The following is a 13,078-nucleotide window of genomic DNA, read 5'->3' as shown; positions in this document are numbered from 1 at the left end:
GGTGACGCTTCGGCCGGCGCCGAAGCGTCCCTGCCGCATCCTGGGGGCATGAACACCGAGGATCCCCAGGCCGCCGGGCTGGCGGCGCTGGCCGGGCTGATCGCCGACCGGACCCGCGCCGCGTGCCTGCTGGCACTGCTGGACGGGCGGGCGTGGACGGCCGGTGAGCTGGCCCGGCATGCCGGGGTCGCGGCCTCCACGCTGAGCGAGCACCTCGGCAAGCTGGTGGCCGGCGGACTGCTCACGGAGGAACGCCAGGGGCGGCACCGGTATGTGCGGCTGGCCGACGCGCGGGTGGCGCAGGTGGTCGAGGACCTCGCCGCGCAGGTGCCCGCGGCGGTGGTACGGCGCCCTCCGCGCAGCCTGCGCGAGGCGAGCGCCGGGGCCGCCATGGCCCGGGGGCGGACCTGTTACGACCATCTCGCCGGGCGGCTCGGGATCGTGCTCACCGACGCGCTGACCCGGCGGGGGCTGCTGCGGCAGGACACCGGGTTCGCGCTGACGGACGCCGGGGTGGAGTGGTTCGGTGCGGCGGGTGTGCCCCTGGACCTCGGCGGGCGGCGCCCACTGGCCCGCGCGTGCCTCGACTGGACGGAACGGCGGCCGCACCTCGCCGGGGCGGCGGGTGCGGCGTTGTGCCGGCGGGCCCTGGAGGCGGGCTGGTGCGTGCGGGTCGGATCGGGGCGGGCGGTCGCGGTGACTCCGTCCGGGGAGCAGGTCTTCTCCGACCTGCTCGGCGTCTCGCGGGACGACCTGCGCTGAACCGCGGCGACCGGGGAGGCGACGGCGCGGTGCCGACCGCGGTCGCGCGGTTCCCCGCGCCCGTCCGCGACGCTCGCCCTCAGAAGACGACCACCGCCCGTCCCCCCTTGCCCGCCAGCATGTTCTCGAAGGCCGCCGGGATGTCCTCCAGGGTGATCCGGTCGGTGACCAGGGTGGAGAGGTCCAGGCGGCCCTCCCGCACGTGCTCGGCGAGGAGCGGCACGTCGCGGGACGGGTCGCTGTTGCCGTAGACGCAGCCGGAGAGGGTGCGGCCCCAGTGGAAGAGCTCCAGGGCGTTGAAGGTGACCTGCTGGTCCTTGCCGCCGATGCCGACGACCGTCGTACGGCCGCCCCGGCGCGTGGACTCCCAGGCCGCGCGGATGGAGACCGCGCGGCCCACGCACTCCACGGAGACGTCGACGCCCTGCCTGCCGGTGAGGCCGCGGATCTCGCGCGGGGTGTTGCCGGAGGCGAGGACGTAGTCCGTGGCCCCGGCGGCGCGGGCCAGTTCCTCCTTCCCGGGGGAGACGTCGACGGCGATGATCCGGGACGCCCCCGCGATACGGGCCGCTTGCAGCGTGGCCAGGCCGACTCCGCCGACGCCGAACACGGCGACCGTCTCGCCGGACCTGACCCGCGCCGCGTGGTGCACCGCGCCGTAGCCGGTGAGGACGGCGCAGCCCAGCAGGGCGGCGTCCACCAGCGGCACCCCGTCCGGCAGCGGCAGCGCGCAGGACGCGGCGACCACGGTCTCCTCGGCGAACGCGGCCACGTTCAGCCCGGGGTGCAGGTCGGTGCCGTCGGTCGTGCGGGCGTGGACGTCGGCCGCGCCGTTCAGCGCGTTGGCGCACAGCCAGACCTCGCCCAGCGCGCAGGCGTGGCAACTTCCGCAGGACGGGGCCCAGTTGAGGACGACCGGGGACCCGGGCGAGACATGGGTGACGCCCTCCCCGACCGCGACGACCGTACCCGCCCCCTCGTGGCCGAGGACGGCCGGGACCGGCACCCGCATGGTGCCGTCGGACAGGGAGAGGTCGGAGTGGCAGACGCCGGCGGCGGCGAGGCGGACCCGGACCTGTCCGGGGCCCGGGTCGGGCAGCTCGATGCCGGTGATCTCCAGCGGGGCGCCGATGGCGGGCAGGACGGCGGCTCGTACGGCCATGGGTGACGGAACTCCTCAGAACTGGAGGGACTTGGTCTGGAGGTACTCGGCGAGTCCGTGCGCGCCGAGTTCCCGGCCGACGCCGGACTGCTTGTAACCGCCGAACGGCGCCAGCGGGTTGAACCGGCCGCCGTTGATGTCGACCTGGCCGGTGTCCATGCGGCGCGCGAAGGCCACCGCCTCGGCCTCCTCGGCGGCCCAGACGGCGCCCGCGAGGCCGTACACCGTGCCGTTGGCGATGCGCAGGGCGTCGTCCTCGTCCTCGTACCGCAGGATCGACAGGACCGGGCCGAAGATCTCCTCCTGGGCGATGGTCATGTCGGGGGTGACGTCCGCGAAGACCGTCGGGCTCACGAACCAGCCGCGCTCGCGCGGGGCTTCGGGGCCGCCCGCGACGAGGCGGGCGCCCTCGGCGACGCCCTTCTCGATGTAACCGCGCACCCGGTCCCGCTGCCTGGCGCTGACCAGCGGTCCGATGCGGTCGCCGTACTTGGCGGCGGCGGTCGCGGCGAGGTCGACGGCCTCGGCGTACCGGTCGCGGTGGACGAGCATCCGGGTCCAGGCGCTGCACGTCTGACCGGAGTTGGACATCACGTTGGCGACACCGACGTTCACGGCCCTGGCGAGGTCGGCGCTCGGCAGGATGACGTTGGCGGACTTGCCGCCGAGTTCCAGGGCGACCTTCTTCACGGCCGCGCCGGCCACCGCGCCGATCCGCCGGCCGACCGCCGTGGAACCGGTGAAGGAGACGAGGTCGACGCCGGGGTGCTCGGCGAGTGCCTGTCCGGCGACCGGGCCGAGGCCGGTGACCAGGTTGAACACGCCCGCCGGCACGCCCGCTTCGTGCACCGCCTCGGCGAAGAGCTGGGCGGTGAGCGGGGTGTCCTCGGCGGGCTTGAGGACGATCGCGCAGCCGGCGGCGAGGGCCGGGGCGACCTTGGCGACGATCTGGTGGAGGGGGTAGTTCCAGGGGGTGATGGCGCCGACCACGCCGATCGGCTCGTGCAGGACCGTGGAGTTGCCGACCTTCTCCTCGAAGGGGTGGACGGCGGCCAGGTCGGCGTAGGAGCCCGCGACCGCGATCGGCACGGCCGCGTGCACGGCCTGCGAGAACGGCAGGGGCGAGCCGAGTTCCGCGGTGACCGTCTCGGCGATCTCGTCCTTGCGGGCCGCGAGGACGTCCCGGAGGGCGGCCAGGCGCGCGGCGCGTTCGGCCGGCGGCGTGGCGGCCCAGGCGGGGAGCGCGGCCCGCGCGGCGCGTACGGCGCTGTCGACGTCCGAGGCCGAACCGGCCGGGACCCGGGCGATGACCTGCTCGTCGGCGGGGTTCACGACCTCGATCGCGTCCGCGCTGCCGGCGGGGCGCCAGGCGCCGTCGATGTAGAGGCCGTCGTGTGCCTTCATTGCTCTGTCCTCCCGGCGGGGTCCGCGTCGTCCGACACACAAACTAGCGGTGATAGTTTTCCCGCGCCAGACATTGCCGGCCCGCGGACGCTCGGGGACATCATGCCGAGGGGACCGGCCGGTGCGGGCACGGTGTCCGCACCGGCCGGTCCGCCGGTCACCTGGTCGCGGTCAGATGGGCGAAGACCACCACGTTGCTGGTGTAGCCGGTCCGCCGGCTGAACAGGCCGCCGCAGGTGAGCACCCGCAGTTCCGGGCGCCCGGTCGGGCCGTAGACCTCCTTGTCGGGGAAGCCGGCCTTGTCGTAGACCTTCACCCGGTCGACGGAGTAGACGGCGACGCGGCCGTCCGCCCGCCGGACCTCGACGGGCTTGCCGGGCTTGACCTGGGCGAGGCCGGCGAAGACGGCGGGTCCGGTGCGGGTGTCGCGGTGGCCGACGGCGACGGCGGTGCCGGCCTCGCCGGGCGTGGGGCCGCCCTGGTACCAGCCGACCAGCCGCGGTCTGTCGACGGGCGGTGTCTCCAGTGCCCCGTTCCGGTCGAGGCGGAGCGGGGCGATGGGGGCGTCGATGCCCAGGGAGGGGACGCGGAAGGACGTCGGCCGGGACCGGGGCAGCGGGCGGGGCGGCGGCGCCGGAGGAGCGGCCGGCCCGCCGCGGGCGGCGTCCGTACCGGCCGCCACGGCGTGCGGTCCGGGCCCTGCCGCCCCGCCGCCCGGCCCGCAGCGCGACCCCACCGTCACCAGGACGAACACCAGCAGGGCCGTCCTGGCGAGGCGGTAGGCGCGGGTGCGGTACCAGGGCCTGCGCCGGTACCTACGCGGCGCCATGGGGCCGCCGGCGGACCAGCCGGATGTACACGGCGCCGCAGACGGCGATCAGACCCACGGCGCCCGCGGCGGCCACCGGGGAGTAGGCCGCGGCCGTGTCGATGAGACCGCCGCCGCCCGCGTGCACCCCTCCCCTGGGGCCGTTCTGGTCGCCCTTGCCCCAGGACGCGTCGCTGTCGTGCCGGCCGTCGGAGTCGTCGTGCCGGCCGTCGGAGATCTGCCCGCCCGGCCCGTGCTCACCCTCGTGGCGCCCGTCCTTGCAGTTGACGCGGAAGACCTTCTCCTTCAGGGCGGCGGGGGTGCCCACGAGCCAGCTGATCTTGTACTGGCCGTCCGCGAGGCCGAGCGGGTCGGTGTGCCCGGCGCCCCCGGCGAGCTGGAAGGTGCCGGCGACGGTGGCGGCGGTGGGCAGCGGGGGCTGCGGAGTGATGGTGTAGGCGATGCTGGTGAGCGTGTCGAAGTTGACGGCCTCCAGATAGAACCGGCACACCACGGGATCGTCCTTGGCCGACCCCACGAGCGGCGTCCCGTGCAGGTGGCGCTCGTCGTGGATCCTGATGTCGCCGTTCTCGCCCTGGGCCACCGCGCTCGGCGCCGCCACCCATGACGCGCCCGCCGCGGCGAGGGCGGTGAGGACGACTGTGGCGCCCGCGCGGGGGCCGACGGCACGTGGGGTCATGGTGGGCATGCGCGCTCCTCCAAGTTCAGACGATTTTCATACAAATCGCTCGTTCGCCTGGACTCTCCTTCATGGGCCGCGCGGCCCATGGCACTGACGCCCGACGCGCCGTCACAGATCGCTCGTGCGGCGCAATCCCGGGCGCTTCGGCCGCTTCCCGGCCACCCGCCCGGACGCCCCCTCGGCCCGGCCCGGCGAGCGCAGCGCCACTGCCGACGACACCAGCAGCAGTGCCCCCAGCATCACGAACGGCGCGGCCACGCCCGCCAGGCCGGCGACCAGACCGGCGGCGGCCGGGGCGGCGACCTGGCCCAGCCGGTTGCCGGTCAGCCGCAGGGCGAGCGCGGTGGAGCGTGCCTCGGCCGGCGCGGCCTGCACCACCGTCGTCATCGACAGCGGCTGGCCCACGCCCAGGCAGAAGCCGAGGACCGTGAGCATCACGCCGAGCGCCCACACCGGCACCGGCAGCGCCACCCCCGCGCACAGCAGGGCCGCCAGCAGGCAGGTCACGGTGAGCAGCGCGGGCCGGCCGAGCAGCCGCAGCAGCGGGGTGAGGACGAGCCGGCAGGCTATGGTGGCGCCCGCCCGGAGGCTGAGCAGGACGCCGATCACCGAGGGCGCGATCCCCCGGTGTTCGCCGACCACCGGCAGGTAGGCGGTGAGGATGTCGGTCGCGGACAGCACCGACAGGCTGATCAGCATGCCCGCGGGCACGCCCCGGGCGCGCAGGATGCCGCCGACCGGCACCCGGCCGCCGCTGGAGGCGCGGGAGTCGACGGCCGTGCGGTCCTCGACGCGCCACAGCGAGGTGAACGCGACCGCCGCGCCCGCACCCGCCACGACGAGGGCGAGCGCGCTGCTGCGGGCCATGTCGGGGCCGCCGATGAGCGCGCCCGCGGCGACGGGTCCGATGAGCTGGCCGAGGGAGGCGCCGATGGTGAAGTGGCCGAAGTTGCGGTCCTGTTCGTGCGGCGCGGACTGACGGGCCACCAGCGACTGGGCGCCGATCACGAAGCACAGGTGGCCGAGTCCCATCACCCCGCTCCACAGGGCCATCGCCCACAGGGAGCCGGCGAGCCCGCTGAGCGCGCAGCCGGCCGCGATGAGGACGACACCGGCCGGCAGCAGGGGCGCGCAGCGGCCGTGGTCGGTACGGCGGCCGAGCGGTACGGCGGCGAACAGCGGCAGCAGCGCGTAGACACCGGCGATGACACCGACCGCCCGTTCGTCGGCACCCAGCGCGAGGGCCCGGTAGGAGACGGCGGGCCGGGCCATCGACACCGCCCCCTGCGCGCAGCCGAAGGCGATGACGAGGCGGAGCAGCCAGCCGCGGTTCCCACCGGGCCCCATGACGTCCTCCAGGGGGATCAGATGATGCCGAACAGGACGCCCGCGCCGAGGACCACGAGCGAGGTGAGCGCGGCCCACTTGACCACGAACCGGGTGTGGTCGCCGAACTCCACCTTGGCCATGCCGACCAGGACGTACACGGCCGGGACGAGCGGGCTGGACATGTGCAGGGGCTGGCCGACGATCGAGGCGCGGGCGATCTCCACCGCGGACACGCCGTGCGCCTGGCCCGCCTCGGCGAGCACCGGCAGGACGCCGAAGTAGAAGCCGTCGTTGGACATGAAGTAGGTGAGCGGGATGCTCAGCACGCCGGTGACGAGGGCCATGTGCGGGCCCATGCCGTCGGGGACGTTGTCCACCAGCCACTTCGCCATGTGGTCGACCATGCCGGTGCCCTGGAGGACGCCGGTGAAGACGGCGGCGGCGAAGACCATGCCGGAGACGTTGAGGACGTTCTCGGCGTGGGCGGCGATCCGGGCCTTCTGGTCCGGCATGTGCGGGAAGTTGACGGTCAGGGCGAGGGCGGCGCCGAGCAGGAACAGCACCGGGATCGGCAGCCACTCCATGATCATGGCGGTGAGCAGGGCGACCGTGAGCAGCGCGTTGAACCAGTAGAGCCCGGGGCGCAGGGTGGGGCGGTCCGGGTCCAGGCCCTGGAAGCTCTCGTCCCCGGGCTCGTCGGGCAGGTCCACGCCCGGACCGGAACCGCCGGCCCTCGTCACGTCCTTGCCGGAACCGCCGGCCTTCGCCACGTCCTTGCCGGCGCCGGCGCCGACCAGCACCGTCTCGGTCTCCTCCACCAGCACCTCGTCCAGCGTCAGCACACCGAGCCGCTTGCGCTCGCGGCGGCCGAGGACGTAGGCGAGGGCGAGGACGAACAGCAGGCCCATGGCGAGGGCCGGGATCATCGGCACGAAGATGTCACTGGCGTCGAGCTTCAGCGCGGTGGCGGCGCGGGCGGTGGGGCCGCCCCACGGCAGCGTGTTCATCACGCCGTTGGCCATGGCGGCGATGCCGGTCATCACGACCAGGGACATCTTCAGGCGCTTGTACAGCGGGTACATCGCCGAGACGGTGATCATGAAGGTGGTGGAGCCGTCGCCGTCCAGGGAGACGATCGCGGCGAGGACCGCCGTGCCGACCACGATCCGCAGCGGATCGGCCTTGCAGAACCTGAGGATGCCCCGCACGACCGGGTCGAAGAGGCCGACGTCGATCATCACACCGAAGTAGACGATCGCGAACATGAGCATCGCCGCGGTGGGGGCGAGGCCGGTGACGCCGTCGATGACGTAGTCGCCGAGCTTCGCGCCCTTGCCCACGAACACGCAGAAGAGCGCGGGTATGAGCACGAGCGCCGCGATCGGCGACATCTTCTTCAGCATGATCAGGACCAGGAAGGTCGCGATCATGGCGAAGCCGAGGATGGTCAGCATGAATGGATACCTAACGTTCGCCCTTGAACATCCCACCTGGGGGTCGGCGGTGCGATGACGTTAGGTCCGTTCAAACGGCGTTAACAAGATGTTGACGCGCGAGCAATAAGCGCGAAAGTCCAGGTCACGGCAGTGCTACGAGTTCGACGGGTACGCCGTTGAGGACCGCGTTGCCCGACAGCGGGTCGAGCAGGCTGCCGTCGAGCAACTGGTTGACGTTGACACCGGGGTCGGTGGAGGCGTGGCCCAGCCGGGTGCCGGGCCGGTCGTGGCCCCAGCCGTGCGGCAGGCTCACCACGCCGGGCCGGACGCCGTCGGTGACCTCCGCGGGGGCCACCACCTCTCCCCCGGCGCCCTTGACGCGGACGTCCGCGCCGTCCCGGACGCCGAGGCGGGCCGCGTCCTCGGGGTGGATGTGCACCGTGCAGCGGTTGCTGCCGCCGGTGAGCGCGGGCACGTTGTGCATCCAGCTGTTGTTGGAGCGCAGATGACGGCGGCCGACCAGGACGAGGCCCGCGGGCCGCTCGCGCAGGGCCGCGCGGAGCCGGGGCAGGTCGTCGGCGAGGGGCCCGGGCAGCAGCTCGACCCTGCCGCTGCGGGTCTTCAGCGGCTGCGGCAGGCGCGGGCGCAGCGGGCCGAGGTCGATGCCGTGCGGGTGGGCGAGCAGCTTCTCCAGGGTCAGCCCGTCGGGGCGGGCGCCGAAGCCGTCGCCGTACGGGCCGAGGCGCAGCATCATGTCGAGCCGTCGCTCGGGGCCGTTGTCACCGGTCAGCAGCGTGGCGAGCTCGTGCGGGTCGCGTCCGTGCACCGGCCCGTGCGCGTCCTGGACGGCCTTGCCGAGGGTCTGGTCGACGACCATCGCGTCGACGGCGGCCGGGTCGGCACCGTGCATGCCTGTGGCGGCCAGGACCAGCCGGGCGAGGATCTCGGTCTCCGCCATGCGGCCGGGCTCCAGCGGGACGGCGGGGCGGGTGTAGCGGACCTGGTTGCGCACGGCCAGGGCGTTGAAGGCGAAGTCGTGGTGCGGGCTCTGGGAGGGCGGCGGCGGGGGCAGGACGACGTGGGCGTGGCGCGAGGTCTCGTTGAGGTACGGGTCGACGCTGACCATGAAGTCCAGGGAGTCCAGGGCCTTGTCGAGCCGGTCGCCGTCGGGTGCGGAGAGCACGGGGTTGGCGGCGACGGCGATCAGCGCGCGCACCGGTGTCCCCTCGTCGGTCGCGGTGTCGATCTCCTCGGCGAGCGCGGCGAGCGGCAACTCCCCCTTCGCCTCGGGGTGTCCGCTCACCCGGGAGTGCCAGCGGCCGAGCGCGAAGCCGCGGCCGGGGCCCGCCGGGCGGGGCGGCTTGCCGGTGGCGGCCTGCGGGAAGAGCGCGCCGCCGGGCCGGTCCAGGTTGCCGGTGAGGATGTTCAGGACGTCGACTAGCCAGCTGGCCAGGGTGCCGTGCGGGACGGTGCAGCTGCCGATGCGGGCGTAGACGGCGGCGGTCGGGGCGGCGGCCAGTTCGCGGGCGAGGGTGCGGATGACACCGGTGTCCAGGTCGCAGGCGGGCGCCACGGCCTCGGGGGTGAAGTCGGCGAGTGCGTCCCGGAGTTCGTCGAGCCCCTCGACGTGCGGGGCCAGGTGCCGGAGGTCGACCAGGTCCTCGGTGAAGAGGGTGTGGGCCATCGCGGCGAGCAGCAGGGCGTCGGCGCCGGGGCGTATCGCCAGGTGGCGGTCGGCGAGCTTCGCGGTGCGGGTGCGGCGCGGGTCCACGACGGTGAGCCGGCCGCCGCGCGCCTTGAGGGCCTTGAGCCTGCCGGGGAAGTCGGGGGCGGTGCACAGACTGCCGTTGGACTCAAGGGGGTTGGCGCCGATGAGCAGCAGGTGGTCGGTGTGGTCGAGGTCCGGCACCGGGATGGCGCCCGCGTCGCCGAACAGCAGCCCGCTGGAGACGTGCTTGGGCATCTGGTCGACCGTGGAGGCGGTGAACAGGCTGCGGGTGCGCAGGGCGCCGAGCAGGACCGGCGGGTAGAGGGCGCCGGCCATGGTGTGCACGTTGGGGTTGCCGAGGACCACGCCCACGGCGTCGGGGCCGTACCGCTCCACCACCGGGCGCAGACCCGCGGCGACCGCGTCGAACGCCTCCTCCCAGGTGGCCTCGCGCAGGGTGCCGTTCTCCCGGACGAGCGGGGTGCGCAGCCGGTCGGGGTCGCCGTCGACGGCGCCGAAGGCGGCGCCCTTGGGGCAGATGAACCCCTTGCTGAAGACGTCGTCCCGGTCACCGCGGGCGCCGGTGACGCGGGTGCCCTCGACGGTGAGGACCAGCCCGCAGGTGGCCTCGCACAGGGGGCAGATTCGCAGGGCGGTGCGGGACACGGGTCCTCCCGGAGGGGTCGGCGACGGGGTCGCCCGCGCACGAGCGGGCGGACCGGCTGGGGCGAGCATACCGACCGGTATGCACGGAGGGGAGGCCCCGCACGTGACCGTTCCGTTCCGGCACACCCTGGGGCCGCCGGCATCGGGCGACGGTCACCGAGCATCGGGCACCGGGCACCGGGCACCGGCGGCAGACGGGTGACACGTGGCCGGCCCGCGCCGGTCTTGGGGGTGACTCCGGGCGACCCGCGCCAGTCGTCGGGTGACACTCCGGTCGGCCCGCGCAGGCCGTCCGACGACGCCCCGTCCGCCCGTGTCTCAGTCCAGCACGCGTCCCAGGTACGCCCGGAGCAGTTCCCGGGTCTCCGTGATGATCGCCTCGTCGCCCTGCGGGTCGATCCGGAAGGCGAGTTGGACGAGGGTGTCGGCGCTCTCCACGGCGACCAGGAAGGCCCGCCGCAGGTCCGCGTCCGGGATGCGGCCGACATAGCCGGCGAGCAGGTCGGTGAGCCGGTCGGCGACCCGGGTGTTGGGCTCGCCGTGGCGGGAGCCGACCGGGATCTGGTTGCCGAAGTCCACCAGGGAGAAGCCGGGAGCCGTGCGCTTCATGCCCAGGTACTCGTCCAGGACGGCGTCCATGGCGGCCCGCCAGTCCCCCTTGCCGGCCTTCTTCAGCCGCTCGGTGACACGCTCGACGTACCGCTCCAGGTTGCGCTGGGCGAGGGCGTCGGCCATCTGCCGCTTGTTGCCGAAGAACCGGTAGACCGAGCCGATGGGCACGCCGGCGCGCTGGGCGACCGCGCGCGTGCTCAGGGCGTCGTAGCCGACCTCGTCGAGGAGTTCGGCGCAGGCGTCCAGGATCCTGGTCAGCCGTTCGGCGCTGCGCCGCTGGACGGGCGCGCGGCGGAGCGATGTCGCGTGGGGCACGGGCTTCATGATGCCTTTCCGCCGGGGTCCGGTGAACCTCCCCCCACAGTACGGAGACAGGTGGCCCTTGCACTCATTCGCCGGCGGGGGCGATGTTCCGGCCGGCGCTCACCCCGTGCCCGTCTCCGCGTCGGACACCGTGATGTCGGCGGTGCTCTGGACCGGCTTGCCGCGGACGGCCCACACCGTGCCGTCGTCGGCGTACAGGCGGACGGTGACCTGGTGGGTGCCGTGCGGGACGAGACCGGCGGCCAGGTGGTACGCGGGGGTGCGCAGCCGGGCGACCCGGTGGCCGTCGACGAACAGGTGGGCGAGCCCGCGGCCGATGGCCGCCGCCGGACGGGTGCCGGACGGGGAGAGCCGGAAGTGACGCAGGGTCAGCCGGACGTCCCAGCCACCGGCCGAGTCCGGGGCGACCTCGATCGCGACCTCGGGGGCGTTCCGCTGGGCCACCTCGCGCAGGTTCCGGCCGGTCTCGTCGGTGTCGTCCAGCACCTTCCCCACGGGCGACGGCGAGACGGCCGTCCCGCCGTGCGCCGCGCCGCCGGTGCAGGCCGCCGCCCCGAGCGGCAGCAGGACGCCCACCGCGAGCGCGGCGAGGAGTCCACGCGTCCACTTCGTCCACGACATGACCGGGAGCGTAGAACAGCACCGCGGCACTCCGGATCCCCCTGAAGTCTGGTTCCGGCCGTACCCCGCGGGGAGGACCACGCCCCTCTTGCGCGGACCCCCACTCATTCCTACGGTGATGCATAGGAATCGGGAGCACAAGGAGCGATCATGAGCGATGGGGGCACCTCCCGCGCGAGCGTGTTCGAGCGTGGGGGAGGACGGAAGACCGCCGAGGGGCTGTCGTATCTGACCGGATTCGGCAACGAACACGCCTCCGAGGCGGTGCCGGGCGCCCTGCCCGAGGGTCGCAACTCGCCGCAGCGCGCGCCGCTGGGCCTGTACGCCGAGCAGTTGAGCGGTACGGCGTTCACCGAGCCGCGGGCGCACAACCGGCGCTCCTGGCTGTACCGCATCCGCCCCTCGGCCGCGCATCCGGCGTTCACCCGCACCGGCAACGGCGCGATCCGCACGGCGCCCTTCGCCGAGGCGGTGCCCGACCCCAACCGGCTGCGCTGGAACCCGCTGCCCGAGCCTCCGGCCGGCACCGACTTCCTCGCCGGCCTGTGGACGCTGGGCGGCAACGGCGACGCCACCCAGCGCACGGGCATGGCCGTGCACCTGTACCACGCCAACGCCTCGATGGAGCGGGTCTTCTCTGACGCCGACGGCGAGCTGCTGATCGTGCCGGAGCGCGGCGGGCTGCTGCTGCACACCGAGTTCGGCCGGCTTCATGTGGAGCCGGGCCATGTGGCGCTGATCCCCCGTGGAGTGCGCTTCCGTGTGGAGCTGCTCGATGAGTCGGCCCGAGGCTATGTGTGCGAGAACTATGGGGCGCCGTTCCGGCTGCCCGACCTCGGCCCGATCGGCGCCAACGGGCTCGCCAACCCCCGGGACTTCCGGGCTCCGGTGGCGGCGTACGAGGACGTCGAGGGGCCGGTGGAGGTGGTGAACAAGTTCTGCGGCAACCTGTGGACGGCGACCTACGACCACAGCCCCCTGGACGTGGTCGCCTGGCACGGCAACCATGTGCCGTACACCTACGACCTGCGCCGCTTCAATGTGATCGGCACCATCTCCTACGACCACCCGGATCCGTCCGTCTTCACGGTGCTGACCTCGCCGTCGGACACCCCGGGCCTGGCCGGCGTGGACTTCGTGGTCTTCGCGCCGCGCTGGCTGGTGGGCGAGGACACCTTCCGGCCGCCGTACTTCCACCGGAACGTGATGAGCGAGTACATGGGCCTGATCGAGGGCGCCTACGACGCCAAGGCGGAGGGCTTCGTGCCCGGCGGCGGCTCGCTGCACAACATGATGTCGGCGCACGGCCCGGACCGGGAGACGTTCGACCGGGCGAGCGCGGCCGAGCTGAAGCCGCAGAAGCTCGACGACGGGCTGGCGTTCATGTTCGAGACCCGCTGGCCGGTGACCCTCACCCCGCAGGCGGCGGACGCCGACCACCTCCAGCGGCGCTACGACGACGTGTGGCAGGGACTGCAACGGCACTTCCGCGGGTGACCGCCGCCGTTGCGCCGGACGTTCTTCGCCAGGTACGGATAGCCGC

Annotated in this window: 11 protein-coding genes; 2 read left to right on the top strand and 9 right to left on the bottom strand. The window is 73.9% G+C overall.

Annotated features, from left to right (window positions below; genetic code table 11):
* Positions 1-48: 48 nt before the first annotated feature.
* A complete protein-coding gene (locus AQJ11_RS36845; RefSeq protein ID WP_059266196.1) occupies positions 49-762 on the top strand; it encodes an ArsR/SmtB family transcription factor in 714 nt (237 codons plus the stop codon).
* A gap of 79 nt (positions 763-841) precedes the next feature.
* Here AQJ11_RS36845 and AQJ11_RS36840 read toward each other — a convergent pair whose 3' ends face one another.
* From AQJ11_RS36840 to AQJ11_RS36800, 9 genes are all read right to left on the bottom strand, one after another.
* Positions 842-1,924: a Zn-dependent alcohol dehydrogenase gene (locus AQJ11_RS36840; RefSeq protein WP_014671762.1), complete on the bottom strand. Its 1,083-nt coding sequence runs from the start codon at positions 1,922-1,924 to the stop codon at positions 842-844.
* Between the two features lie 15 nt (positions 1,925-1,939).
* Positions 1,940-3,328 (bottom strand): aldehyde dehydrogenase family protein, encoded by a 1,389-nt coding sequence (locus AQJ11_RS36835; protein WP_059266195.1) that lies wholly within the window; start codon positions 3,326-3,328, stop codon positions 1,940-1,942.
* A 157-nt stretch (positions 3,329-3,485) separates the two neighbouring features.
* Positions 3,486-4,157, bottom strand: a complete 672-nt coding sequence (locus AQJ11_RS36830) for a class F sortase (RefSeq protein WP_059266194.1) — start codon at positions 4,155-4,157, stop codon at positions 3,486-3,488.
* Positions 4,144-4,845, bottom strand: a complete 702-nt coding sequence (locus AQJ11_RS36825) for a hypothetical protein (RefSeq protein WP_014671765.1) — start codon at positions 4,843-4,845, stop codon at positions 4,144-4,146. The genes AQJ11_RS36830 and AQJ11_RS36825 overlap by 14 nt, the downstream gene beginning before the upstream one ends.
* A gap of 102 nt (positions 4,846-4,947) precedes the next feature.
* Positions 4,948-6,186 carry an MFS transporter gene (locus AQJ11_RS36820; RefSeq protein WP_014671766.1) on the bottom strand — a complete coding sequence of 413 codons (1,239 nt, stop codon included), beginning with the start codon at positions 6,184-6,186 and terminating at the stop codon, positions 4,948-4,950.
* Positions 6,187-6,203: 17 nt separating this feature from the next.
* Positions 6,204-7,622, bottom strand: a complete 1,419-nt coding sequence (locus tag AQJ11_RS36815) for a CitMHS family transporter (protein ID WP_059266193.1) — start codon at positions 7,620-7,622, stop codon at positions 6,204-6,206.
* A 124-nt stretch (positions 7,623-7,746) separates the two neighbouring features.
* Positions 7,747-9,978 carry a molybdopterin oxidoreductase family protein gene (locus AQJ11_RS36810; RefSeq protein WP_059266192.1) on the bottom strand — a complete coding sequence of 744 codons (2,232 nt, stop codon included), beginning with the start codon at positions 9,976-9,978 and terminating at the stop codon, positions 7,747-7,749.
* A 318-nt stretch (positions 9,979-10,296) separates the two neighbouring features.
* Positions 10,297-10,914: a TetR/AcrR family transcriptional regulator gene (locus AQJ11_RS36805; protein WP_059266191.1), complete on the bottom strand. Its 618-nt coding sequence runs from the start codon at positions 10,912-10,914 to the stop codon at positions 10,297-10,299.
* Positions 10,915-11,013: 99 nt separating this feature from the next.
* Entirely contained in the window at positions 11,014-11,535 is a 522-nt protein-coding gene (locus AQJ11_RS36800; protein WP_059266190.1) for a hypothetical protein, read from the bottom strand.
* Positions 11,536-11,685: 150 nt separating this feature from the next.
* Here AQJ11_RS36800 and hmgA point away from each other — a divergent pair, with 150 nt between their 5' ends.
* Entirely contained in the window at positions 11,686-13,032 is a 1,347-nt protein-coding gene (gene hmgA / locus AQJ11_RS36795) for a homogentisate 1,2-dioxygenase (RefSeq protein WP_059266189.1), read from the top strand.
* The last annotated feature ends 46 nt before the right edge of the window (positions 13,033-13,078 follow it).

Origin of the sequence: Streptomyces corchorusii (assembly GCF_001514055.1) — a bacterium.
Classification (GTDB): domain Bacteria; phylum Actinomycetota; class Actinomycetes; order Streptomycetales; family Streptomycetaceae; genus Streptomyces; species Streptomyces olivaceoviridis.
The sequence above is the reverse complement of the archived record's forward strand: the minus strand, read 5'-3'. Positions and strand labels throughout refer to the sequence as shown.